The sequence below is a fragment of the Micromonospora sp. NPDC049559 genome (assembly GCF_040676675.1).
In the GTDB taxonomy this organism is placed as follows: Bacteria; Actinomycetota; Actinomycetes; order Mycobacteriales; family Micromonosporaceae; genus JBFAPK01.
Genome location: NZ_JBFAPK010000001.1, coordinates 623,691 through 647,257, shown reverse-complemented (window position 1 = coordinate 647,257; position 23,567 = coordinate 623,691). Strand labels below are relative to the sequence as shown.

Below are 23,567 nucleotides of genomic sequence, written 5' to 3'. Positions count from 1 at the left end.
CGCGGTCGGCCCGGAAGGCGTCCGACGGCTCGGCGATGGCGGGCAGAGGAGGAGAAATGCCCCGCCCCGGACTGCCCAAGCTCATCGCCACCGACCTGGACGGCACGCTGGTCCGCACGGACAACACCGTCTCGGCGTACACCCACGAGGTCCTCGACCGGGTGCGCGCCGCCGGGATACCGGTGGTCGGCGCGACCGGCCGGGGACCCCGCCTGACCGAGCTGACCCGCAACGACATCCGGGCCGCCGACTTCCTGGTGATGGCCGGCGGCGGCTGGGTGGTGGACCAGAGCGACCCGGCCGGTCCGGTGGTACTGCGCGAGGAGCGGCTGCCCGGGCCGGTGCTGGCCCACGTGCTGAGCACGCTGGAGGCCGAGGTCGGGCCGCTGACCGTGATGGTCGAGGCGATGGACTCGCACGACGCCCCACTCTGGGGCGACTTCGACCCGAGCTGGCCGTACCCGGACCGGTTCGAGGCGCGCAGCCGGGCGGACTGCGTCGCGAGCGACGTGATCAAGGGATTCGCCCGTACCGCCGACCACGACGTGGACACCCTGCTCGCCGTCGGGCGCCGGCTGATCCCCGCCGACGTCGCGACGCTGACCCAGGCGGGACTCGGCTTCGTCGAGATCACCCCGCCGGGGGTGGACAAGGCGAGCGGGCTGGCCGTGGTGGCGCAGGCGCTCGGGGTCGACCCGGACGACGTCCTGGTCTTCGGCGACATGCCCAACGACCTGCCCATGTTCGAGTGGGCCGGCTGGGGGCGGGTGGCCGTCTCCAACGCGCACCCGACGGTCCGGCGCGCGGCCGACGAGGTGACGCTCCGCAACGACGACGACGGGGTAGCGGTCTACCTCGATAGGCTACTGTCTCGTTGATGGGGCAACCGCCGCGGCTGATCGCCACCGACCTGGACGGAACCCTGCTACGACCGGACCGGTCGGTCAGTCCCCGGACGGCGGCCACCCTGGCCCGGCTGGCCGCGGCGGACCGTTTCGTGGTCTTCGTCACCGGTCGACCGATCCGCTGGCTGGCGAACGTGTACGAGCAGCTCGAACTGGCTGTACCGGCGGTCTGCGCCAACGGGGCGGTGGTCTACGACCCGACCGAGGACGCCGTACTGCGCGCCGACCCGCTCGCCCCGGAGCTGCTGGCCGAGGTGGTCCGGCGGCTGCGCGCGGAGATTCCCGGGGTCAGCCTCGCGGTGGAGGTGACCGACGGCCGCCAGATGCGGCACGAGGCCGACTACCCGGTCTACTGGGACCACCGGCACGACGCCATCCGCGCGATCGAGACACCGGAGGAGCTGCTGAGCGCGCCCGCGGTGAAGCTGCTGGCGCGGGCGGGACGGCAGGACCCGGACGCGTTCGTGCAACTGGTGACGGCTGCGCTGGCGGGGCTCGCCGAGGCGACCCACTCGTCGTACTCGGGGCTGGTGGAGATCTCGGCCGCCGGGGTGACCAAGGCCGCCGGGCTGGCCTGGCTCTGCTCCCGCTACGGCGTGACCTCCGACGAGGTGGTCGCCTTCGGCGACATGCCCAACGACCTGCCGATGCTCACCTGGGCCGGTCAGGCCGTCGCGGTCGCGAACGCGCACCGGACGGTGCTGGAGATCGCGGACGAGGTCACCGGGAGCAACGAGGAGGACGGCGTGGCCGCGTACCTGGACAAGATCCTTCCGCCGGAGTAGCCGTGCGCCCCGGCGCTGCCGGGCCGGCGCGGGCCCGGCGGGCGGCGCGTCCGGCGCCCGGCGGCGCGGGTCCGACGAGCTGCGAGGCGGCGTGGGTCCGGTAGGCGGCCCCGCGCCCGGGGGCGTCAGAGGTACTGGCCGGTGCTGGCCTCGCCGGGCTGGCCACCCGGCATGCCGGGGATCATCGCGCCGCCCGGGCCGGTCGGCAGGGCGGGACGCCCACCGGAGCGCATCTGCTCCAGCTGGAGGCGGGCGGCCATCTGCTGCGCCACCAGCGCCGCCTGGATCCCGTGGAAGAGGCCCTCCAGCCAGCCCACCAGCTGCGCCTGCGCGATGCGCAGCTCGCTCTCGCTCGGGGTGCTCCCCTCGGTGAAGGGCAGCGAGATCCGCTCCAGCTCCTCGCGCAGCTCCGGGGCGAGACCGTCCTCCAGCTCGGCGATGGAGCGCTGGTGGATGTCGCGCAGGCGGGCGCGGCTGACCTCGTCCAGCGGCGCGGCCTTCACCTCCTCCAGCAGCTGCTTGATCATGCTGCCGATCCGCATCACCTTCGCCGGCTGCTCGATCAGCCGGCTCGGGTCCTCGCCGTGCGCCTCGCCGTCGGCCTGCATGGTGCCGATCGGGCGGCCGTCCGGACCCATCACGACCACCGTGCCGGAGCGACCCGCCTCGGTGCGGCCCTGCTCCGCCTTCTCGTCCTGGCTACGTGGGGTTTCGGTCATGCTCCTCATCTTCGCTCAGGCCGGGTCCGGGGCGCTCGCCGGGACGCCGATACCGTCGTCACATGGTCCCCGACCCCCGGGCGGTGCTCAGCCGGCCCGCGCCCCCGCCCGACCTCACGGTCCGCTACGGCGACGCCCCGGAACAGCTCGCCGACCTCCGGCTGCCCGCGCCGGTGCCGGGCGCGCCCCGGCCGCTGGTCGTGGTGGTGCACGGCGGCTTCTGGCGGGCCGAGTACGACCGTACCCACACCGGTCCGCTCGCCGCCGACCTCGCCGCGCGCGGCTATCCGGTGGCGCAGCTGGAGTACCGGCGTACCGGGCAGCCCGGCGGCGGCTGGCCCGGCACGCTCGCCGACGTGCGCGACGGGGTGGCCGCCCTGCCGGCGCTCGTCGCGGCGGCCCGGCCCGGTGCCGGGTACGCGCCCGGTCCGCCGATCCTGCTCGGGCACTCGGCCGGCGGGCACCTCGCGCTGCACTGCGCCGCCGCGCGTCCCGCCGCGGTGCGCGCCGTGCTCGCCCTGGCGCCGGTCGCCGACCTGGGCGAGGCGTACCGGCTGGACCTGGACGACGGCGCGGTGGCGGCGCTGCTCGGGGGCGGTCCGGACCGGTTCCCGGAGCGGTACGCGGCGGCCGACCCGGTACGCGCGCCGGCGCTGGGTACGCCCACCGTCGTGCTGCACGGCACGCTGGACCAGCAGGTACCGGTGCGGATCGGGCGTCGGTACGTCGAGGTGGCGGCCGCGGCCGGCGCCCCGGTCTCGCTGGTGGAACTCCCCGAATGCGAGCATTTCGGGCTGATCGACCCCTGGTCGCCCGCGTGGCCGCAGGTGGTGGCCGGGTTAGAGTCGCTGGTCGGGTGAGTGGCCGGATTGACGCGAGGTCGGGCAGCGGGTAGAACGCCGGATGGGCCGCGACCCCGCCGCCCGACCTGGAGAGGAAGATCGTTGTCGCAGATGGACCGCCGTCAGGCGCTGAAGCTCCTGGCCGCGCTGGGCACGACCGGACTCGCCGCCGCCTGCGGCACCGATCCGGACTCGACCTCGGCCGAGGTGCTCAGCGACGATCCCGTCCGGATCGGGATGATCGCGCCGCAGACCGGCAGCTACAAGCCGATCGGCGAGGAGATCGTCAACGGCTTCCAGTTCTACCTCGAACTGAACGACCAGCGCCTCGGCGGCCACCCGGTCAACCTGGTCATCGCGGACGAGGGCGAGACCGCCCAGTCCGGCAAGGCGGCGCTGGACGGCCTGCTCAAGCAGAACGTGCTCGCGCTCACCGGGGTGGCGAACTCGGCCGTCATGACCGGCATCCGCGAGGCGGTCGAGCAGGCCCGGGTGCCCCTGATCGGCTCCAACGCCTCGCCGTCGGCCCTGCAGAGCGTCGTCTACATCTGGCGCACCTCGTACGTCAACGGCGAGTCCGGCCAGGCCCTCGGTCCGTACGTGGCGAGCCGGGTGCCGCGCAACGGCAAGGTCGTGATCATCGCGCCGCAGACCGACATCAGCCGCGACGTCGTGGAGGGCTTCCGGACCAGTTTCGGCCCCTCCGACAAGCGCCTCTCCAGCACGATCATCTGGACCAGCGGGGACAGCAACCCCGGCAAGAGCGCGTACGCGAACAACGTCAACCAGCTGATGGGGCTCAACCCGGACGCGGTCTTCAGCTCGCACAGCGACACCGCCGCGGTGGTCTTCCTCAAGCAGCTCTACGCCTCGGGCTACCGCAAGCAGGTCTACGGCCCGGGCTTCCTCACCGAGGGCACGGTGCTGTCCCAGCTGAAGCCCCAGGAGGCCGACGGCATCCTGACCTCGCTGAACTACTCCGGCGACCTGAACAACGCGGCCAACCGCCAGTTCTCCTCGGCATACCGCAAGGCGCACGGCACGCCGCCGACCACGTACGCCATGGCCTCGTACGACGCCGCGCAGGTGCTCGACAAGGCGATCCGGCTAGCCGGCGCCCGGCCGACCCCGCAGCAGCTCAACCTGGCCCTCGGCAAGGTGGGTCAGATCGACAGCCCGCGCGGACCGTGGCAGTTCAACCAGTCCCGTACGCCGCAGCAGAAGTGGTACCTGCGCCGGGCCCAGTTGGACGGCCAGGTCCTCTCGAACGTGCTGATCCGCGAGCTGTCCACGCTCGGCTGAGCCCGCCCGGGCGCCGGGTCGCGGCCCGGGCGCCCGTACCCGGGCGTGACCGGGCGGGGCGGCGCGCCTCGCGCGGGGGCTAGGGGCGCAGCTCGGCCACGCAGCACTTGACGCTGCCGCCGCCCTTCTTGAGCTCCGACAGCTCGACCGGCACCGGGGTGTAGCCGGCGGCGGCGACCCGGTCCGCCATCGCCGTCGCCTCGCTGTTCAGCACGACGTGCCGGCCGTCACTGACCAGGTTCAGCCCGAAGGCGAGCGCGTCGACCTCGTCGGCCAGCACCGCGTCCGGGAAGAGCTGGGCGAGGACCCGCTGCGCCCCGACCGAGAAGGCGTTCGGGTAGTAGGTCACCGTACGGTCGTCGAGCGCGGCCAGCGCGGTGTCCAGGTGGTAGAAGCGCGGGTCGACCAGGCGCAGGGACACCACCGGACGGCCCAACACCTCCTGCGCCTCGGCGTGCGCGGTCGGCTCGGTGCGGAACCCGTACCCCGCGAGGACGATGCCGCCGTGCGCCTCGGGCAGGTAGGCGAAGTCCCCCTCGCCCTCGTTGGTCTCGGCCGGTGCCACGAACGACCAGCCGTTCGCCTCGTAGAACGCGTGATGTGCCGCCGCCTCGGCCGCGCGCTGCTGGTGCTTGAAGCGCGCCCCGTACGCCGTGCCGTCCACCACGAAGGCGCCGTTGGCGGCGAAGACCATGTCCGGCAGGCCGGGCTCCGGCGCCAGTACGTGCACGGTGTGCCCGAGCTCCACCAGGGTCTCGCGCAGTCGCTCCCACTGCTTCACCGCGATCTCGGTGTCGACCGGCGTGTCGGTGTCCATCCACGGGTTGATCGCGTACGCCACGTCGAAGTGCTCCGGCGGGCACATGAGATATGTCCGCTTTCGCGGCGAACGATGCTGGTTCACGGACACCAAGGGTAGGTACGGTAAATCGTCGTCGACAGCCGGAACTATTGCTTGCGAGAGGCAGAACGTTGCAGATTGATGCCGTAGATCAGCGAATCATTGCGTCGTTGGTCGTCGATGCGCGCGCTTCGTACGCGGAGATCGGTGCGCGGGTCTCCCTCTCCGCACCGGCGGTCAAGCGACGGGTCGACCGGCTCCGCGCGGCCGGGGTCATCAAGGGATTCACCACCGTCGTCGACCCGGCGGCGGTGGGCTGGAACACCGAAGCCTTCGTGGAGCTCTTCTGCACCGGCCGGACCACGCCCGTGCAGATCTCCGCGGCCGCCCGGCGGCACCCGGAGGTGGTCGGCGCCTACACGGTCTCCGGCGAGGCGGACGCCCTGGTGCACCTGCGGGCCGCCGACATCGCCCATCTGGAGCAGGCGCTCGAACGGCTCCGCGCCGAACCGTTCGTCACCTCCACCCGCAGCATGATCGTGCTCTCCCGGCTGGTCGACGCCCCGACCGTCGTACCCGCGCCGAGCTGACCCCCGGCGTCGCACCGCGACGCCGGGGCCGTGGCGTCCCCACCGCGACGCCCGACCGTGCTGCCCCGCGACGCCCGACCACGACGCCGCGGCTCCACCGTTCGGGCGAGCGGCGGCTCGGCGGTTCATATGGGCCGATTCACCGATTCGTTCGGTACGGGGGAACCGGCGAGCGGACCGAGGCGTCAGACGGTGCATGACCCCCAGGTGTGGCCCCCGCTCCGCCGGTGCCGCCGCGGCGCTCGTCCTGCTCGCCGGGTGTACGAGCCAGCCGGCACCGCGCCGGGACCCGGCCCCACCCGTCGGGCGCCTTCAGCTCGTCGCGTTCGACTCGTGCGACGAGGCGCTGGCCGGGCTGCGGGCGGCGGCCAAGGCCTCGGTCTCCGAGATCGAGGAGGTCGTGCCGGCCGACGCGGCCCGGCCGGGCACCCGGGACGACCGGCGGGCCGTCGGGGCGCCGGCCGCCGGGGCCGCGGCACCCGGTTACTCGGGAACCAACACGCACGAGCCCGGCGCGGACGAGCCCGACCTGATCAAGACCGACGGCCGCCGGATCGTCACCGTCGGCTCGGGAACGCTGCGGGTGATCGACCCGGCCACCCGCCGGGTCACCGGCGAACTCGACCTCGCTCAGGGCGCGGGCGACCCGTACCGCTTCGGCGCGGCGAACCTGCTCCTGCACGGCGACCGGGCCCTGGTGCTGATGGGCGGCGCCACGGGCGTGACACCCGTCCTTCCGCGACCGGCCGGGTCGCGCCCGGCACCGGGCGAACCCGGCGGGCCCCGCCTGCTGCTGGTGGACCTGACCGGCAAGCCGACGCTGGTCGGCACGTACCGGATCGACGCCGCCCTCCTGGACGCACGCCAGTCCGGCGCCACCGTACGCGTGGTCGTCCGCTCCGCGCTCCGGCTGGACGTTCCGGACGACGACCGCGCGACGCCCGGAAAGCGCGCGGAGGCCGAGCGGCGGGCGATCGACCAGGCCCCCATCGACGCCTGGCTGCCCGGTTATCAGGTCAGCTCCGGGGGCCGTACCACCAACGGGCGGGTGGGCTGCGAGCGGCTGAGCCGCCCCGCGACGTACTCGGGGCGATCGGTCGTCACCCTGCTCAGCTTCGACCTCGGCGCCACCACGCTCGGCGACGGCGACCCGGTCTCCGTGGCCGCCGACGGGGAGACCGTCTACAGCAACGGCGAGCGGCTCTACCTGGCCAACGACCCGGGCTGGTGGGGCAGGCGCCCGTTCGGCGCGGTCGGGCCCGGGCAGCCGGACGGCGGACCGGCCGGCGAGCCGGCCACCGAGATCTACCAGTTCGACGTCGCCGGGGCCGGGCGCCCCCGCTACGTCACCTCGGCCCAGGTTCCCGGCCACCTGATCAACCAGTACGCGCTCTCGGAGTGGGACGGTCACCTGCGGGTGGCCACGACCAGCGACGAGACCGGCGGGGACGCCGCCGCGACCAGTTCCGCCGTGTACGTGCTGCGCGCCGCCGGCGGGCGGCTGACCGAGACCGGCCGGGTCACCGGCCTGGGCCGGGGCGAACGGATCTACGCCGTACGGTTCCTCGGCGCCACCGGCTACGTGGTGACCTTCCGGCAGACGGATCCCCTCTACACGCTCGACCTGCGCGACCCCGCCGCGCCGAGGCTGGTCGGCGAGTTGAAGGTGAACGGGTACTCGGCGTACCTGCACCCGGCGGCGGAGGGCCGGTTGATCGGGATCGGGCAGGAGGCGGACGCGCGGGGGCGGACCCAGGGGACCCAGGTATCCCTCTTCGACGTCCGCGACCCGGCGAAGCCGGCCCGGCTGGCCCAGTACCACGTGCCGGGCGACCACTCGGAGGCCGAGCACGACCCGCACGCCTTCCTCTACTGGCCCGCCGACCGACTGCTGGTCGTACCGGTCAGCGGCATGACGACGTTCGCCGGTCGCCCCGGGTCGGCGAAACCCGCGGCGGTGGAGCCCGCGGCCCGGGTGTTGCGGGTCGACGACCGCGGCTTCACCGAGGTCGGCGTGATCGACCACGCGGAGGGTGTCACCGGAACGGGCGGACCCGGCGGCGGCGGGATCCGACGTTCCCTGGTCGTCGACGGGGTCCTCTGGACCCTGTCGGCGGCCGGGCTCAAGGCCACCAGCGTCGCGGGGATGCGCACGCTGAGCTGGCTCGCCATGACGTGACTCCTCCTCCCTGGAGGGTGGGGCCCGGTCTCGGGGTTCTGGGCCCCACCCTCCGCCCCCTCACCGCCCGGGCCGGTCGGGTCAGGTCAGGTCAGGCCGGGTCGGGTCAGGTCGGGTCGGGTCAGGTCAGGTCGGGTCAGGTCGGGCCGGGGTTGGGTTCGGCCGAGTCGGGTCGGGCAGGGTCAGTAGTCGACCCCGCCGCCCCAGCAGAGCCCACCCAGCCCGGCGGCCCGGTGGAAGCCCGGGTGGTTGCGTACGTCCGCGCAGATCTCGGCGTCCGGGCCGACGGCCCCGCAGTAGAGCGGCTCGTGCTGGCTCCAGGAGTCGGCCCGGGACAGCGACGGCGGATGGATGCCCAGCTCGGGCCGGAGCAGGCTCAGCCCCTCGACGTACGTGATCGCGTGCGACCGCGCGTCGTCCAGGTCGGTGGCGGGAAAGGTCAGGTGGAGCGTGTACGGCACGAGCGCGTCCGTCTCCGGCCAGGACCGGTGCGTCGGTCTCGGGTTCGGTGCCGGTGGCGCGTTCAGCGCGTGTTCGACGGCCGCGCGTACCGGCTCGGAGACGTCGGCACCGTCGAGCACGGCGAGGACGTCGGCGCCGGGGTCGAGCTGCTGCGAGCGGGAGGGCTTCGGGTGGGGCGAGCGGTTGTTGATCACAGAAACCTCCCGGTTCGCGCACGGTCTCGTCCAGGCCACCGCCCCGCGCAACAAGCGGTGACGAATTGAACACGAAGAGCATGCATCGGAGTCATCCGCGTACGCAACGCCGCAAATCGGGATAGACAACGCCCGCGAACTGTGCCATCAGGGCTGGTCTCGCACCGCGTCAGCTCGGACGGGGAACCACGGACCGGCCCGGGCGCCCGTCACCGGACCGGCTCGACGCACGACCACCCCTCCGGCAAGCGACGGCACCGGACTTGTGCCGACACCGCGTCGCGGCATCCGGCCGTCCCGTCCGGGCGGAACCGAGGCAACCTCGGCGGATGTCGCCGCAAAGCCGAAACAGTCTGGGTGAATGTCCCTGTCGAGCCGGGACAGTCCCGGCGGGCTCGGATCGGGGGCGGGGCAGGACAGGGCGGTCCGGGCCGCCGGTACGGGATTGTCCCGTACGACGAGTGCCATTGCCGATACGCCCAGTGACGCGCTGAGCTGTCATCGCCGGCGAAACCCCGGGGCCCCTACTCGCCGCCTTCCATTCTCCCGCCCCATCAATTCTGGAGCCACACATGCGATCCGTTCTGAAGAACAAGGTGTTGCCGCTGCTCACCGCGGCAGCGGCTCTTGGTCTGGTGATAGTCGGTACCGCCAATCTGGCCAGCGCCGGATCCAACCACACCACCAGCGGCCCGACGCTCACCGTCGAGTCGGTGACGCACGACGCCGACAGTGAGGCGATGGCCGGTACGGCCGCGGCCGGTACCCAGGCGAGCGCCGCCGGCCCGACCGCCAAGGACTGCAAGGTCACCGTTTCGAAGCCGTTCGTGTCGCAGAACCGGCTGTACGCGCGCACCTCCGTGAAGTGCACCCAGCGCCACAACATCCGCCTCACCAGCAAGCTGGCCTGGGCGGACTCGAAGACGACGCTGCCCGCTCATCGCGGTCTCTTCCCACCGGAGAAGGACTTCCGCAACTTCAAGGGCACGGCTGTCCTCGTGTCGTCCGTTCCCTGCAACACCGTCAGCCCACGCACTTCCTACGTCAGCTGGGGGTCCTTCTCTGACATCACGTTCCTGAAGCCGATCTCCATCGACGGCCGCTACTCGGGCGCGGCCAAGGGCTGCTGAGGCATCAATCAGGAAGACCCCCGGCCGTACGTGGTCGGGGGTCTTCCGGTTCTCGCGACGTCAGAGGTACATGCCGGTGCGGTGCTCGCCGGAGTCGCGCTGGCTCGGCCGGTCGCCCTCGCCGAAGAACCGCTTGCCGCCGAACTCCCCGTGCAGCCGGTCGTCCAGTTCGTCGGCGAGCCCGGTCATCACCTGGACGGCGAGCATCAGGTGGGTCGGCTGGAAGTTGCGCCCGAAGACCGGGATCGACGCCCAGACGGTGTCGTTGGTGCAGTAGAGCCGGCCGATCGGCATCCGGTTGGTCAGCTCGGAGAGCTTGACGTACAGCTGCTCGGTCGGCTCCACCTCGGTGAGGATCGGGGAGAAGACGTCCACCAGCGGGGGATTGTCCCGCACCCGGACGAAGACCATGGCCGAACCGGCGCGGATGTTGATGTCACCGTCGGAGTCGACCTGGAGCTGCTCCGTGTCCGACTTCAGCATCGCCGACACGACGGTACGGACCTGCTCCTCCAGGGGAATCGCCGGCTCGCCGCCCTGCTCGGCCCGCGTGGTGGTCAGCTCTTCGAGATCGAGCGCCAGGTCCTCGTCGGCGACCGGCTCGGGCCGGGCGGTGCCGAGCGGCTCGACCGGTACGGGTTCGCCGTCGACGTCCTGCGCCGAGTAGACCAGGAACGCGGGGTGCGGCGCGCCGTACACGTCCCGGAGGGTGCGGGAGACGATGCTCGCGAGCCGGCTCGCCTCCGCGGTCGTACCGCGCAGCCCGAAGTGCTCCCCCGAGCCCTCCACCACGCCAGGCGGGGACCAGCCGAGCGCGACCATGTCGGCGACGGCGGCGCGGTTGAGCCGGAAGCCCTGCGGCAGCACCGCGTTGCCGACCGCGCGAGCCCGGACCGCACCGGCGTCGCCGATCTCCAGGCTGACCGAGTAGATGGCGTCGTCCGTGCCGGAGGCGGTGGGGTCGAGCGTGAGCGCGATCTGCGCGCCGACGGGAAGGGTACGGAGGCAACCGGCCAGCGCGCGGGCGAACTCCTGCCACGCCTCGGTCACCTTCGCCTGGAGATCGGCGGTGGTCGACTCGTCGAGCAGGATCGGGTCCGGCGTGTCGCCGGTCACGTCGTCCTCGGTCACCGGGGTGTGGTCCGCCCTCATGATCCCCTCCGTCCGTCAGGCACACACCCTATCCAGCGCATCGGAGGGAGGGGATAGCGCGGACCCCGATCGGACAGTCAGGGCCGGCGACGCGTACGGCCGTGCGGGCGAGTGGCCGTAGTGCCGCGTACGCCTCGCCGGAATCAGGCCGGTTCGACCGGATTCCCCGCGGCCGGCCAGTTCTTGGCCAGCTCCGCGAGCCGGGCCGCGGCCGTCTCCGGATCGGCGCCCCGCCCGACCGCGAGTCCCAGGAGGTACGCGGTCACCGGCGCGCCCGGGCGCAGGACGTGGTGCGCCACGTCACGCGCGAGATCCAGCACCACCGGCACCCGCACCTGTGACGCGGGCACCCCGAGTTCGGCGCAGGCGGCGGTCACCCACTGGTCCATCGCGTTCATCGAATCCACTCTTCCGCGCGGCGTACGTCGTCGTCAGTGTCGCAGTCCCACCACGGCGGCGGCCCGGATCGGGTCCACGACAGCTCGGCCACCGTCAGGTCGGCGACCAGCCCCCGGATGGACGCGCCCGCCAGCGTGCCGCCCCGCCCGGCGCGTACCCGGGCCAGCGCGGCCCGCAGCGCCGCCGTACGCCACGCGCCGCAGAGCAACTGCCGGCGTCCACCGTCGTCCAGGTACACCGCCCCGTCTACGGCCGCGCCGGAGACGTGCTCGACCAGGGACCGTACCGCCTCGGCGGTGAGCAGCGGCAGGTCCGCGGCGAGCAGGACGGTGGTCGGCGGGTCGGGATCGAGCAGCGCCAGCCCGGCCTCCGTCGCCGCGACCGGACCGCCGCCCGGCGGGTCCTCCCGGGTGTGCCGGACGTCCGGTGGCAGGCCCGTCGCCGGCCCCACGACGATCCGCGCCGACGCGCCGGAGACGGCGTCGAGCACCCGGTCGCGCATTGGCTGGCCGCCGACCGGCACGGCCGGTTTGTCGATGCCGCCCATCCGTCGGGCGCCGCCCCCGGTGAGCACCACCGCAGCGAATGCCTCCATCCGGCCACGGTAGCCGTGCGGGGGACGACTCGCGCGAGGCAGTATGGCGGCATGGGACGGGTTACTGACCGGCGTACGGTCTTGCGAATCGACCTGGCGGCCGAGTCCGCCGGTGGCAGGGTGTCGGTACGCCGGCCGGACAGCCTCTCGGCCGAGGAGCCGTTCGAGATCCGGGTCGGTCCGGCCGGGCCGGGACGCCGGGCACCACTCGCCGTGACGATGCGTACGCCCGGCGACGACCTCGACCTGGCGATGGGTTTCCTGCTGACCGAAGGGCTGATCCGCTCCGCCGACGACGTGGCCACCGCACAGCTCTGCGCCGGTACCGACATGCCGAACACGTACAACGTGGTGGACGTGGTGCTCTCCCCCGGCGTGCCGGCGCCGGAGACCGACCCGACCCGGAACTTCTACACCACCAGCTCGTGCGGGGTCTGCGGCAAGGCGAGCATCGACGCGATTCGTACCCGGTCCCGGTTCGACGTGGCCGGCGACCCGCTCTGCGTGCCGGCGACCACCCTCGCGGCCCTGCCCGACCGGCTCCGCGCCGCGCAACGGGAGTTCGAGAAGACCGGCGGGCTGCACGCCGCCGGGCTCTTCGACGCCGAGGGGAACCTGGTGGTGCTGCGCGAGGACGTCGGCCGGCACAACGCCGTGGACAAGGTGATCGGCTGGGCGGTACGCCAGCGCCGGCTTCCGCTGAGCGGCCACGTCCTGCTGGTCTCCGGGCGGGCCAGCTTCGAGCTGACGCAGAAGGCGTGGATGGCCGGGGTACCGCTGCTCGCCGCGGTCTCCGCGCCGAGCACGCTCGCCATCGACCTGGCGACCGAGGCCGGCATGACCCTGGTCGGCTTCCTGCGCGGCAGCACCATGAACGTCTACACCGGCGGTTCCCGGGTCGACGTCTGAGGTTCCGCCCGTCCGCCCCGGCGCGGCCGACCGCCCTGCCCAACCGCGCGGCGCCGCGCCGACCGCGCCTCCGGTCCTCACCGGACCGGCCGCCGGGGTCGCCGGGCGCGGCGGGTCGGCTCGCCACCGGACGGGCGGGCCCGCGTGCGCGACCGGTCAGCGTCCGCCCTGGCTCGGGCCTCGCCGCCGGGCGGCCGGCCGGAGGCACCCCGGCGGGCGCCCGGGCGCCGGACCCGGGGCCATGCCTCCACCGTGGAGGGTTGCACACCGTTGCGCAGCACGTCCTCCAGCAGCAGCGCCATCGAGTAGCCCGGCCGGTCGCTCAGCGCGCGCTCGATCGCGACCGCGGCCAGCGCACCCTGCCCGGCGCGCCAGGCCGAGAAGGCGAGCAGGCTCGCGGGCGCGGCCACCAGGCCGGGCTCGGCCCGACGCACCAGGTCGCCCCAGAGTGACTGTTGCCAGTCCTCGGGGCCGGTGCGCCGCCAGGCGTGGTCCCGCACGGGAATGTGGTCGAGGAGGAGGCTCAGCCAGGCGACCTCGTCGTCAATGAGCCGATCCGCGCGCCGGTGGCGGTCGTGCGCCACCCGTACCGCCGACTCGCCGGCGGTACGCAGTTCGCGGGCCCGCCGCGGTTCCGTCGGCGCGGCGGCCAGCAGCCGGGTGAGGCTCTGGTCGGCGCGAACGGTCGCCAGCCGCATCGCCTCGCGGGCGGCGCCGACCACGGGATCGAGCAGCCGGACCAGGGCGGCCCGGTCGGGGAGCGCGACCTGGCCCGCGAAGGTGGCCGCCGCGGCGACCCGACTGGTGGAGGGGTCGAACGCCTTCCCCTCCGGCGGGCAGCAGTGCGGATCGTCGCAGAGGTACGACCAGTACCGCGATCCGGTGACCCGCAGCGCGTCGAGGACGCGCAGGCCCGCCCGCGCGAGTTCGGTCCGGACCGCGTCGACGGCAGGGGTGACCCGCTCGGGCGGGCCGTAGCCGATGACGGTGGCGGTGTCGGCGCTCTGCCGGCCGACGACCGCCGCGATGTGGCGGGCCACGTCGTCGAGGTCCAGGGTGTCGAGGTCACCGACCGGGCCGGACCCGGGATCGCGGGACCCGGGCCCCGGTCCGACGATCCCGGGCCCGGCAGCGGCCCCAGGTCCGAGGGGTCCGAGGGGTCCGAGGGCCGCCGACCCGGAGTCGCGGGCCCGGCCGGCCCCGTCGGGACCGGGGAGCGGGCCGGATCCGGAAGAGGCGGGACCAGAAGAGGCGGGACCAGAAGAGGCGAGGCCGGAAGGGACGGCGGGGCCGGTGGCGGGGCCAGGCAGGTCGCCCCGGGCCACGAAGACGACCCGCTTTCCGCGCAGCGCGACCACCACCAGGCTGTCGGCGGGATGGAAGCCCAGCAGGTAGGGCACGGCCGCGATGACGTCGGCGGGGGTACGCAGCGAGAGCGGCGGCTGGTCGGAGGGATTCATACCGGGTAGGGTCGCCCGCCACGCCGCGCGCCGGGAAGTCCCCATCCACCCCTGTGGATGAACTAGTGATCGACACGGCGTTGTCCACAGCCACGCTGGGTAGTTCCGCAGGTCAGAATAGAAATAGCAATCGGTCGATATTTTGGCACCGTGACGTGCCGGGCGGCCCGCGGGCGATATCCGGCGACTACCTTGCAGGCATGGACCTGGCCTACCTCCGGGAGCACCCGCGACACCTGCCCACCTTCCTGACCCACCAGCGAATCCGGGAGACGCCCGTGCCGGGCGGCAGCATCTGCACGGCCACCCGGCTGACGCTCGACGACGGCAACTCGGTGTTCGCCAAGACCTGGCCGGAGCGGTCCGGAACGCCGGCGCCGGAGGGCTTCTTCGCCACCGAGGCGGCCGGTCTGTGCTGGCTGCGCTCGGCCGGGGCGGTACCGGTCCCCGAGGTGATCGTGGCGCTGCCTGAGCTGCTGGCGCTGGAGTGGGTGGAGCCCGGCGAGCCGAGCCCGGCTGCGGCCGAACGCTTCGGGCGAGAACTGGCCGCCCTGCACCGCGCGGGCGCGCCCGCCTTCGGTGCCGAGTGGATCGGGTTCATCGGCGCGCTTCCCCAGGAGAACGCCCCGTCGCCCGGTCCCTGGCCGGAGTGGTTCGCCGCACACCGGCTCGAACCACATCTGCGGCGCTCGGTCGACAACGGCGCGCTCACTGGGACCGAGGCCGCCCTGGTGCGGAAGGTGATCGCCGGCGTCGACCGGTACGGCGGGGACGAGCCGCCCGCCCGGGTGCACGGCGACCTGTGGCCGGGCAACCTGCTCTGGGGTGCGGACGGCCGGGTCTGGCTGGTCGACCCGGCCGCGCACGGGGGACACCGGGAGACGGACCTGGCCCAGCTGGCGCTCTGGGGCGGGGCACCTCACCTCGACCGCGTACTCGCCGCCTACCAGGAGGTCTGGCCGCTCGCCGACGGATGGCGGGACCGGGTACCGCTGCACCAGTTGCAGCTGCTCCTGGTGCACACCGCGCTGTTCGGCGGCGCGTACCGGGAAGAGGTAGCTCGTGCGGCCCGCTCCGTCCTCCACCGGTGACGCGCTACGGTCGAGCAATGGGCATCCCGCCGTCGGCCCCGGTAAGCGTAGGCCGACCGAATGACGACCGTTTGGTGGACCGGTTCGGGCGAGCCGCGACCGATCTGCGGGTCTCCCTGACCGACCGCTGCAACCTGCGCTGCACGTACTGCATGCCGGCCGAAGGGCTGGCCTGGCTGCCCCAGCGGAATCTGCTCGACGACGAGGAGATCATCCGCCTGGTCCGGATCGCGGTGCGGCGGCTCGGCGTCACCGAGGTCCGGTTCACCGGCGGCGAGCCGCTGATCCGGCCCGGCCTGCCGGCCATCGTCGCGGCCGTCGCCGCGCTGGAACCACGCCCGACGCTGTCGCTCACCACCAACGGCATCGGGCTGGCGCGGATGGCCCGCACGCTGCGCGACGCCGGGCTCGACCGGGTGAACGTCTCGCTGGACACGATCGACCGGGAGCGCTTCACCCGGCTGACCCGCCGCGACCGGCTGGACGACGTGCTGGCCGGACTGGCCGGTGCGGCCGAGGCCGGGCTCACCCCGGTGAAGATCAACTCCGTGCTGATGCGGGACGTCAACTCCGACGAGGCCCCCGCGCTGCTGCGCTTCGCCCTCGCGCACGGCTACCAGCTGCGGTTCATCGAGCAGATGCCGCTCGACGCCCAGCACGCCTGGGACCGCTCCTCGATGATCACCGCCGAGGAGATCCTGACCGCGCTGCGCGCCGAGTTCACGCTGCACCCCGACCCGGCCGAGCGCGGCGGCGCGCCCGCCGAGACCTGGCTGGTCGAGGGCGCCACCGACCCCTCCGGCGGGCCGGCGAAGGTGGGCGTCATCGCGAGCGTCACCCGACCGTTCTGCGGCGACTGCGACCGTACCCGGCTCACCGCCGACGGCCAGGTCCGCGCCTGCCTCTTCGCGACCGAGGAGTCGGACCTGCGCGGGGCGCTCCGCGCCGGCGCGGACGACGAGGAGATCGCCCGGCGCTGGCGGGTGGCGATGTGGGGCAAGCGCGCCGGGCACGGCATCGACGATCCGAGTTTCCTGCAACCGGCCCGCCCGATGTCGGCGATCGGAGGCTGAACCGTGGCGCACGAGTTGACCGTCCGGTACTTCGCCGCGGCCCGGGCCGCGGCCGGGACCAGCGTGGAGTCGGTATCCGGCGACCGGAGCCTGGACGAGCTGACCACCGACCTCGGCACCCGGCACGGCGAGCGGCTCGCCACGGTGCTCAAGATGGCGAGCTTCCTGGTCGACGGCGTCAGCTGGCACGACCGGCAGGCCCGCCTGCCGGACGGGGCGACGGTGGACGTGCTGCCACCCTTCGCCGGCGGCTAGAAACGACGCCGCCCCGCTCGCGGCCCAGGAACGACGCCGCCGCGCGGGCGGCCGGGAGCACAGACGCCGGCCCGCCCTTCACGGCGGCCTGGGGGCATCCCGGCCCTCCCGTGCCGGGCGGCGGCTAGATTGGCGGCATGGCGCCGCTGTGGTTCCTGGCCGCCCTGACGCTCGGCGCCGGCCTGGTCCATCTCTACCTGTGGAAACGGCTGGTCCGCGACACCACCCGCCCCGGCACCGGGCGGCGGCTGGGCAGCGCCGCCCTGGTGCTGCTCGGCGTCGCCGTACCGACCACGTTGATCGGTACCGAGGCCGGCCTGCTCTGGTTGACCTGGCCGGGCTACCTCTGGCTGGCGCTGATGTTCTACCTGGTGCTGGTGCTGCTCGCGCTCGAAGCACCGGTGCTCGCGGTACGGCTGCTGCTGCGCCGGCGAGCCCGCGCGGCGACCGCCCGCCCGGTGCCGCAGCCGGCCGCGGTCGGCAACACCGCCACGGTCGAACGGCCGACCGCCGAGGCCGTCGCCACCATCGCCCCGCCGGAGGAAACCGTCGCACCGCCGGCGGAGGGCGGGGCCGGTGCGTCCCGGGTCGGACCCGAGCACGACCCCGGCCGGCGGCTGCTGCTGGCCCGGGGAGCCGCCATCGTCGCCGGACTCACCGCCACCGGCGTGACCGGGTACGGCGTGCGCGTCGCGACCGGTCCGCCGCGACTGGACCGGGTGCGGATCCCCCTCGCCAAGCTCCCCCGTCGCATGGACGGGCTGCGGATCGCCACCGTCTCCGACATCCACCTCGGTCCGCTGAACGGCCGGGCGCACGCCGAACGGATCGTCGCCGCCATCAACCGGCTCGACGCGGACCTGGTGGCGGTGGTCGGCGACCTGGTCGACGGTACGGTCGAGGCGCTGGGCCCCGCCGCCGCGCCCCTGCGCGGGCTGCGCTCGCGGTACGGCAGCTTCTTCGTGACCGGCAACCACGAGTACTACTCCGGTGCCGCGGAATGGATCGCCGAGGTGGACCGGCTCGGCCTGCGGGTGCTGCAGAACGAGCGCACCGGGATCGTCACTCCGGGCGGCGTGCTCGACCTCGCCGGGATCAACGATCTGGTCGCCACCGAACGAGGCGCGCCCGGTCCGGACTTCGACGCCGCCCTCGGCGACCGCGACACCAGCCGGCCCGTGGTGCTGCTGGCACACCAACCCGTCCAGGTGCGCGAGGCCGCCCGGCACGGCGTGGACCTGCAGCTCTCCGGGCACACCCACGGCGGCCAGTTCTGGCCCTTCGACTACGTGGTCCGGTTGGAGCAGCCGGTGGTCTCCGGACTGGCCACGATCGACGGTACGCGGCTCTACGTGACCAACGGGGCGGGGTTCTGGGGCCCGCCGGTACGCGTCGGCGCCCCGCCGCAGGTGACGCTGGTGGAGCTGCGCAGCACGGCCTGATCGCCCCGGGCGCCGCCGCCGGGGGACTCGTCCGGGCGGGACGGGAGGATCACACTCACGCGTGGCGACACGCCGAGGCGGGTCGGGGCGTGACAGGATGCGGCGTGCTTCCGTCTAGCGCCGCCAGCTCCGGCGGCTCCTCTGTGGGCACCCGTCAGTTCGTCGCGGACCTGCACATCCACTCGAAGTACTCGCGCGCCTGCAGCCGGGACCTGAACCTGCCGAACCTGGCCTGGTGGGCCCGGCGCAAGGGGGTGAGCCTGCTCGGTACCGGCGACTTCACCCACCCCGCCTGGTTCGACCACCTCCGTCAGACGCTGCGCCCCGCCGAGCCCGGGCTCTACCGGTTGAGCGAGGAAGACGAGCGGGACATCGCCCGCCGGCTGCCGCCGCGGCTGGCCTCGGCCGCCGAGGCGAACCCGGTGCGGTACATGCTGAGCGTGGAGATCTCCACGATCTACAAGCGGGACGACCGGACCCGCAAGGTGCACCACCTCATCTACCTGCCCGACCTGGACGCCGTGGCCCGGTTCAACACCGCGCTCGGCCGCATCGGCAACCTCGGCTCGGACGGCCGCCCGATCCTCGGCCTCGACTCGCGGGACCTCCTGGAGATCACGCTTGAGGCGAGCCCCGACGGGTACCTGGTGCCGGCGCACATCTGGACGCCCTGGTTCTCCGCCCTCGGTTCCAAGTCCGGCTTCGACGCCATCGCCGACTGCTACGCCGACCTCGCCGAGCACATCTTCGCCGTGGAGACCGGGCTCTCCTCCGACCCCGAGATGAACTGGCGGGTCTCCAGCCTGGACCGGTACCGCCTGGTCTCGAACTCGGACGCGCACTCGCCGCCGGCGCTGGCCCGCGAGGCCACGGTCTTCGACACGGAACTCGACTACTACGCGCTGCGCTCGGCCCTGCGTACCGGCGAGGGGCTGAGCGGCACGATCGAGTTCTTCCCGGAGGAGGGCAAGTACCACGCCGACGGTCACCGGCTCTGCGGCGTCAACTGGGCGCCGGAGCGTACCCGGCAGGCCGGCGGGCGCTGCCCGGAGTGCGGCAAGCCGCTCACCGTCGGTGTGCTCAGCCGCGTCGAGGACCTGGCCGACCGGCCCGAAGGGTACCGGCCGGCGAACGCGCCCCGGGTGACCCACCTGGTACCGCTCGCGGAGATCCTCGGCGAGCTGAACGGGGTCGGCGCGCGCTCCAAGACCGTGGAGGGCCAGTTCAACAACCTGCTCGCCGCACTCGGCTCCGAGCTGGAGATCCTGCAGACCGTACCGCTGGACGAGGTGGGCCGGGCCGGCGGCGAGCTGCTCGGCGAGGCGATCGGCCGGCTGCGCCGGGGTGACGTCCGCCGGATCCCGGGCTACGACGGCGAGTACGGCGTGATCACGGTCTTCGACCCGGACGAGTTGGGCCGCACCGCCGGCGGCGGGCAGGCCGACGCGCTCTTCGACATGCCGGTACCGCGGCAGCGGACCGCCGCCCCGGCGAAGGCGCGGAGCAAGCCGGTGGCCAAGGCCGAGCCGAAACGCCGTCCCGCCCGCCCCGCGGCCACCCCGGTCCCGCCGCCGCCGATCGCCCCGCCGGTCTCGCCACACGAGCCGTTCGAGCCGATGCTCGCCGGCATGGAGGAGGTCGGCACCGGGCTGCTCGACCGGCTCGACGCGATGCAACGGGTCGCCGCCTCGGCACCCGGTGGGCCGCTGCTGATCGTGGCCGGTCCCGGCACCGGCAAGACCCGGACGCTGACCCACCGCATCGCGTACCTCTGCGCGGAGCTGAACGTCTTCCCGGAGCACTGCCTGGCCATCACCTTCACCCGGCGGGCCGCCGAGGAGCTGCGGGCCCGGCTGGACGGTCTGCTCGGACCGGTCGCCGAGGACGTCACGGTCGGCACCTTCCACTCGCTCGGGCTGTCGATCCTGCGGGAGAACCCCGAGGCCGCCGGACTGCCCGTCGACTTCCGCATCGCCGACGACGTCGAGCGGACTGCGGTACGCGAGGAGGCCGGCGACGACCCGGCGGCGTACCGGAAGTTGCTGCGCGAGCGGCAGCTGGTCGACCTGGACGAGCTGGTCACCCTTCCCGTCGAGCTGCTCCGGGAGGACCCGGCGCTGGTGGCGCGGTACCGCGACCGGTGGCGCTGGATCTTCGTGGACGAGTACCAGGACGTCGACGCGGTGCAGTACGAGCTGCTCCGGCTGCTCAGCCCGGCCGACGGCAACCTCTGCGCCATCGGCGACCCGGACCAGGCCATCTACTCGTTCCGAGGCGCCGACGTCTCGTACTTCCTGCGCTTCTCCGAGGACTTCACCGACGCGCGGCTGGTGCGGCTGACCCGTAACTACCGCTCCTCCGCGCCGATCCTGGCCGCCGCGGTGCAGGCGATCGCGCCGTCGTCGCTGGTGCGGGGGCGGCGGCTGGACCCGGCCCGGCTCGACCCGGAGGCGCCGCTGGTCGGGCGCTACCCGGCCGCCTCCGTCGTCGACGAGGCGGACTTCGTGGTCCGTACCATCGACGACCTGGTCGGCGGTCTCTCCCACCGCTCGCTGGACTCGGGGCGGATCGACGGCCGCACCTCGAACGTCTCGTTCGGCGACATCGCCGTGCTGTACCGCACCGACGCCCAGGCCGCACCGGTGGTCGACGCGCTGACCCGCGCCGGCGTACCGGTGCAGAAGCGCTCGCACAACCGGCTGCGGGACCGGCCGGGCGTCGCGCTGATCGCACGCGAGCTGCGCCTCGCCGACGGACTCGGCGGTCCGCTGGCCGCCCGGGTACGCCTCACCGGGCAGGTACTCGCGGAACGGCTCGCCACGCCGACGCTCGACGCGTCGGGCGGGCCCGGCCCGGAGGACGTCTGGGCGGCGGTGGACCTGCTCACCCCGCTCGCCCAGCGCTGCGGCGAGGACCTGCCGATGTTCCTCTCCCAGATCGCCATGGGGGCCGAGGTCGACGCCCTGGACCCTCGGGCCGAGGCGGTCACCCTGCTCACCCTGCACGCCGCGAAGGGGCTCGAGTTCCCGGTCGTGTTCCTGGTCGGCTGCGAGGACGGGCTGCTGCCCATGCGGTTCCCCGGTGGGAAGCCGAGCGAGGACGAGGTGGCCGAGGAACGGCGCCTCTTCTTCGTCGGGCTGACCCGGGCGCAGGACCGGCTCTACGTCAGCCACGCCCGCCGGCGCCAGCGGCACGGACGGGAGCAGGAGTGCGACCCGACGCCGTTCCTGGACGCGATCGACGCCGGGCTCTTCGAGCGCTTCGGCGACAGCGAACCGCGCCGGCCCAAGGACCGCCAGTTGCGGCTGCTCTAGGACCGCCAGTTGCGGCTGCTCCAGGGTCGCCAGAGTTGCTGCTGCTTCGGGGCCGACGGGCCGGGCGGCGTGGCACGGGTCGGGCGGCACCCCGGGTCGCGCTCACGCCAGCGCGACCGCGAACAGCGCGCCGGCCAGCAGGGCCGGGCCGAGGGGCAGCGGCGTTCCCCGGGCGGCCCGGCCGGTCAGCAGCAGCGCCAGCGCGAGCGCGCCGGTCAGCAGGTGCGGCAGGGCGACGCCGACCAGCAGCGGCGACCAGCCGAGCCAGCCGAGCGGCAGACCGAGCACCCCGGCCAGCTTGACGTCGCCGAAGCCGAGCCGCGAGCCGGGCAGGAGCGCCAGCACGGCGTACCCGACCAGGCAGCACGCCGCGGCGGCCAGGGCGCGCAGCAGTTGGTCCGCGGTACCGGCGGTCAGCGCGACCCCGGCCAGCCCGGCGCCGCCGGTAATCGCGGCCGTGGCCACCAGCGGATCGGGAAGGCGGAGACAGGTGAGGTCGACGGTGGCGAGCGGCAGACCGACCGCGGCCACGGCGAGGAAGACCGGCAGCGCCGGGTCGGCCGGACGGGCCAGGGCGAGCAGACCGAAGACGCCGGCGCCGGCGAACGCCGCCCACCAGGGGCCCGCCGCGAGCCGGGCCGGGCAGGCGGGGCAACGGGCGGTCGGTCGTACCCAGCCGGCCAGGCCGGGTGGAAACGGCCGCAGGCAGCGCGGACAGGCCGACCGCGGCGGCGTTCCCGGTTCGGTCGCCAAGCGGTACGCGAGCCACGGGGTGAGCGCGCCGGCCGCCGCGCCGACGGTGATGGCGAACGCGGCGAACACGCGTCCGGATGCTAGCGACCTCGCGCACGCCGGCCCGGCCGCGACGAGTTGCCATGAGTCGACACAATTGCGTTAGGTGCCCTGTCGGAGTATCACGCTACGGTGACCAGAGCACCGCCGCTGGCACGGTCAGCCGCCTTCCCACTCTCCGGCCTGGAGGACCCTCCATGTCAAACTACGGACCGCCCGGTGGGCCGACTTCCGGCCAACCGCAGCAGCCGTGGCCCGACCGGCAGTCGCAGGAGCCCTACACTCCGCCGGCCGACCCGTGGAGGGACCAGGACCCCTGGACCGGTCTGGCGCCGCCGGCGGCCACCTCGTCCTCCGGCTACGTCGACCAGCACACCGGCTACCCCTATCCCGGGTACGAGCAGCAGGTGCCGGCACATCCGGGCGTCGCGCCGGCGCTGGCGCCGCACACCACCCCGCCGCCCCGGCGGCGTACCGGACTGCTGGTCGGCGCGTTCGTCGCCGTGGCGGTGCTCTTCTGCGGCGGCGGCGCGGCCGCCTACTACCTCGTCGCGCAGAAGGAGGATCCGACTCCCACGCCGTCGGCGAGCGGTACGGTCACCCCGACCCCGACCGGCCGGTCGAGCCCGAGCGCCGAACCGCAGGCGAGCGCGCCGGCCTCGGAGCCGTCGACCGACGCCCGCTTCGTGAAGGCGGGCCAGTGCGTCCAGAACGAGGGCGACACGAAGCAGCCCAAGCTCGTCGTCACCCCCTGCGGACCGAAGACCTACGAGGTGCTCGCCCGGGTCGACGGTCCGACCAACGGCGCGGATGACGCCAAGACCAAGTGCTCGAAGGTCGAGGGCTACACCGACTGGTACTTCTTCAACAGCGAGCTCGATGGGCTCGACTTCGTACTCTGCCTCAAGTTGCGCTGAACCACTAAACCCCCTGGGGAGCTCATGTCCAACTACGGACCGCCCGGCCCGAGCCAACCCGAAGACCCGTACACCCTGCCCGCGCAGCAGGCCGGTGGCTACCCGCCTCCGCCGCCGCCCGGGCAGCCGCCCATCCCCGGGGCCGATGGCGCTCCGCCCACACAGCCCCTGCCCGCCTCGGGCCCCCCGGCCGCGCCCGAGCCCCAGTGGGGCCAGCCG

At 73.8% G+C, this 23,567-nt stretch carries 21 protein-coding genes and 1 pseudogene; 14 read left to right on the top strand and 8 right to left on the bottom strand.

Annotated elements, in window-relative coordinates; translation table 11 throughout:
- Positions 1–56: 56 nt before the first annotated feature.
- Both AB0J86_RS02875 and AB0J86_RS02870 read left to right on the top strand, forming a co-directional pair.
- Positions 57–878 carry an HAD family hydrolase gene (locus AB0J86_RS02875; RefSeq protein ID WP_363851420.1) on the top strand — a complete coding sequence of 274 codons (822 nt, stop codon included), beginning with the start codon at positions 57–59 and terminating at the stop codon, positions 876–878.
- Complete coding sequence (locus AB0J86_RS02870) at positions 878–1,690, top strand: HAD family hydrolase (protein WP_363851417.1); 813 nt, start codon at positions 878–880, stop codon at positions 1,688–1,690. The genes AB0J86_RS02875 and AB0J86_RS02870 overlap by 1 nt, the downstream gene beginning before the upstream one ends.
- Positions 1,691–1,815: 125 nt before the next feature.
- Here AB0J86_RS02870 and AB0J86_RS02865 read toward each other — a convergent pair whose 3' ends face one another.
- Entirely contained in the window at positions 1,816–2,409 is a 594-nt protein-coding gene (locus AB0J86_RS02865) for a bacterial proteasome activator family protein (protein WP_363851414.1), read from the bottom strand.
- Positions 2,410–2,471: 62 nt separating this feature from the next.
- Between AB0J86_RS02865 and AB0J86_RS02860 the strand changes: the two genes are divergently transcribed.
- Both AB0J86_RS02860 and AB0J86_RS02855 read left to right on the top strand, forming a co-directional pair.
- Positions 2,472–3,269, top strand: coding sequence for an alpha/beta hydrolase (locus AB0J86_RS02860; RefSeq protein WP_363851411.1), 798 nt, complete (start codon positions 2,472–2,474; stop codon positions 3,267–3,269).
- An 84-nt stretch (positions 3,270–3,353) separates the two neighbouring features.
- The gene (locus tag AB0J86_RS02855; RefSeq protein ID WP_363851408.1) at positions 3,354–4,553 is read left to right on the top strand and encodes an ABC transporter substrate-binding protein; all 1,200 of its coding nucleotides are present in this window, start codon (positions 3,354–3,356) and stop codon (positions 4,551–4,553) included.
- Positions 4,554–4,632: 79 nt separating this feature from the next.
- On the opposite strand, the gene ddaH is transcribed toward AB0J86_RS02855, so the two are convergent.
- On the bottom strand, positions 4,633–5,466 hold the full coding sequence (gene ddaH, locus AB0J86_RS02850; RefSeq protein WP_363851405.1) for a dimethylargininase: 834 nt from the start codon (positions 5,464–5,466) through the stop codon (positions 4,633–4,635).
- Positions 5,467–5,525: 59 nt separating this feature from the next.
- Here ddaH and AB0J86_RS02845 point away from each other — a divergent pair, with 59 nt between their 5' ends.
- Both AB0J86_RS02845 and AB0J86_RS02840 read left to right on the top strand, forming a co-directional pair.
- Positions 5,526–5,984 (top strand): Lrp/AsnC family transcriptional regulator, encoded by a 459-nt coding sequence (locus AB0J86_RS02845; protein WP_363851402.1) that lies wholly within the window; start codon positions 5,526–5,528, stop codon positions 5,982–5,984.
- 196 nt (positions 5,985–6,180) lie between these two features.
- Positions 6,181–8,163 carry a beta-propeller domain-containing protein gene (locus tag AB0J86_RS02840; protein WP_363851399.1) on the top strand — a complete coding sequence of 661 codons (1,983 nt, stop codon included), beginning with the start codon at positions 6,181–6,183 and terminating at the stop codon, positions 8,161–8,163.
- A 182-nt stretch (positions 8,164–8,345) separates the two neighbouring features.
- Here AB0J86_RS02840 and AB0J86_RS02835 read toward each other — a convergent pair whose 3' ends face one another.
- Positions 8,346–8,819, bottom strand: a complete 474-nt coding sequence (locus AB0J86_RS02835; protein ID WP_363851396.1) for a hypothetical protein — start codon at positions 8,817–8,819, stop codon at positions 8,346–8,348.
- Between the two features lie 572 nt (positions 8,820–9,391).
- Between AB0J86_RS02835 and AB0J86_RS02830 the strand changes: the two genes are divergently transcribed.
- A complete protein-coding gene (locus AB0J86_RS02830; protein ID WP_363851393.1) occupies positions 9,392–9,949 on the top strand; it encodes a hypothetical protein in 558 nt (185 codons plus the stop codon).
- Between the two features lie 60 nt (positions 9,950–10,009).
- Here AB0J86_RS02830 and AB0J86_RS02825 read toward each other — a convergent pair whose 3' ends face one another.
- From AB0J86_RS02825 to AB0J86_RS02815, 3 genes are all read right to left on the bottom strand, one after another.
- Positions 10,010–11,101 (bottom strand): hypothetical protein, encoded by a 1,092-nt coding sequence (locus AB0J86_RS02825; protein ID WP_363851390.1) that lies wholly within the window; start codon positions 11,099–11,101, stop codon positions 10,010–10,012.
- A gap of 143 nt (positions 11,102–11,244) precedes the next feature.
- Positions 11,245–11,499, bottom strand: coding sequence for a DUF6457 domain-containing protein (locus AB0J86_RS02820; protein ID WP_363851388.1), 255 nt, complete (start codon positions 11,497–11,499; stop codon positions 11,245–11,247).
- Positions 11,496–12,095: an NTP transferase domain-containing protein gene (locus tag AB0J86_RS02815; protein ID WP_363851385.1), complete on the bottom strand. Its 600-nt coding sequence runs from the start codon at positions 12,093–12,095 to the stop codon at positions 11,496–11,498. The genes AB0J86_RS02820 and AB0J86_RS02815 overlap by 4 nt, the downstream gene beginning before the upstream one ends.
- Positions 12,096–12,146: 51 nt before the next feature.
- Between AB0J86_RS02815 and fdhD the strand changes: the two genes are divergently transcribed.
- A complete protein-coding gene (gene fdhD / locus AB0J86_RS02810; RefSeq protein WP_363851383.1) occupies positions 12,147–13,004 on the top strand; it encodes a formate dehydrogenase accessory sulfurtransferase FdhD in 858 nt (285 codons plus the stop codon).
- A gap of 236 nt (positions 13,005–13,240) precedes the next feature.
- On the opposite strand, the pseudogene AB0J86_RS02805 reads toward fdhD, so the two are convergent.
- A pseudogene (locus tag AB0J86_RS02805) lies at positions 13,241–14,464 on the bottom strand (DUF4192 domain-containing protein); the annotation flags it as partial.
- Between the two features lie 200 nt (positions 14,465–14,664).
- Between AB0J86_RS02805 and AB0J86_RS02800 the strand changes: the two are divergent.
- From AB0J86_RS02800 to AB0J86_RS02780, 5 genes are all read left to right on the top strand, one after another.
- Positions 14,665–15,555 (top strand): fructosamine kinase family protein, encoded by an 891-nt coding sequence (locus AB0J86_RS02800; RefSeq protein ID WP_363851380.1) that lies wholly within the window; start codon positions 14,665–14,667, stop codon positions 15,553–15,555.
- A 17-nt stretch (positions 15,556–15,572) separates the two neighbouring features.
- A complete protein-coding gene (gene moaA / locus AB0J86_RS02795) occupies positions 15,573–16,628 on the top strand; it encodes a GTP 3',8-cyclase MoaA (RefSeq protein WP_363851378.1) in 1,056 nt (351 codons plus the stop codon).
- Between the two features lie 3 nt (positions 16,629–16,631).
- The gene (locus AB0J86_RS02790) at positions 16,632–16,883 is read left to right on the top strand and encodes a MoaD/ThiS family protein (protein WP_363851375.1); all 252 of its coding nucleotides are present in this window, start codon (positions 16,632–16,634) and stop codon (positions 16,881–16,883) included.
- Between the two features lie 137 nt (positions 16,884–17,020).
- The gene (locus tag AB0J86_RS02785; RefSeq protein WP_363851372.1) at positions 17,021–18,325 is read left to right on the top strand and encodes a metallophosphoesterase; all 1,305 of its coding nucleotides are present in this window, start codon (positions 17,021–17,023) and stop codon (positions 18,323–18,325) included.
- 143 nt (positions 18,326–18,468) lie between these two features.
- Positions 18,469–21,639: a UvrD-helicase domain-containing protein gene (locus AB0J86_RS02780; RefSeq protein WP_363851649.1), complete on the top strand. Its 3,171-nt coding sequence runs from the start codon at positions 18,469–18,471 to the stop codon at positions 21,637–21,639.
- Positions 21,640–21,741: 102 nt separating this feature from the next.
- On the opposite strand, the gene AB0J86_RS02775 is transcribed toward AB0J86_RS02780, so the two are convergent.
- On the bottom strand, positions 21,742–22,461 hold the full coding sequence (locus AB0J86_RS02775) for a prepilin peptidase (RefSeq protein WP_363851369.1): 720 nt from the start codon (positions 22,459–22,461) through the stop codon (positions 21,742–21,744).
- Between the two features lie 167 nt (positions 22,462–22,628).
- Here AB0J86_RS02775 and AB0J86_RS02770 point away from each other — a divergent pair, with 167 nt between their 5' ends.
- Positions 22,629–23,348 (top strand): flagellar basal body protein FliL, encoded by a 720-nt coding sequence (locus AB0J86_RS02770; protein ID WP_363851367.1) that lies wholly within the window; start codon positions 22,629–22,631, stop codon positions 23,346–23,348.
- Positions 23,349–23,567: the final 219 nt, after the last annotated feature.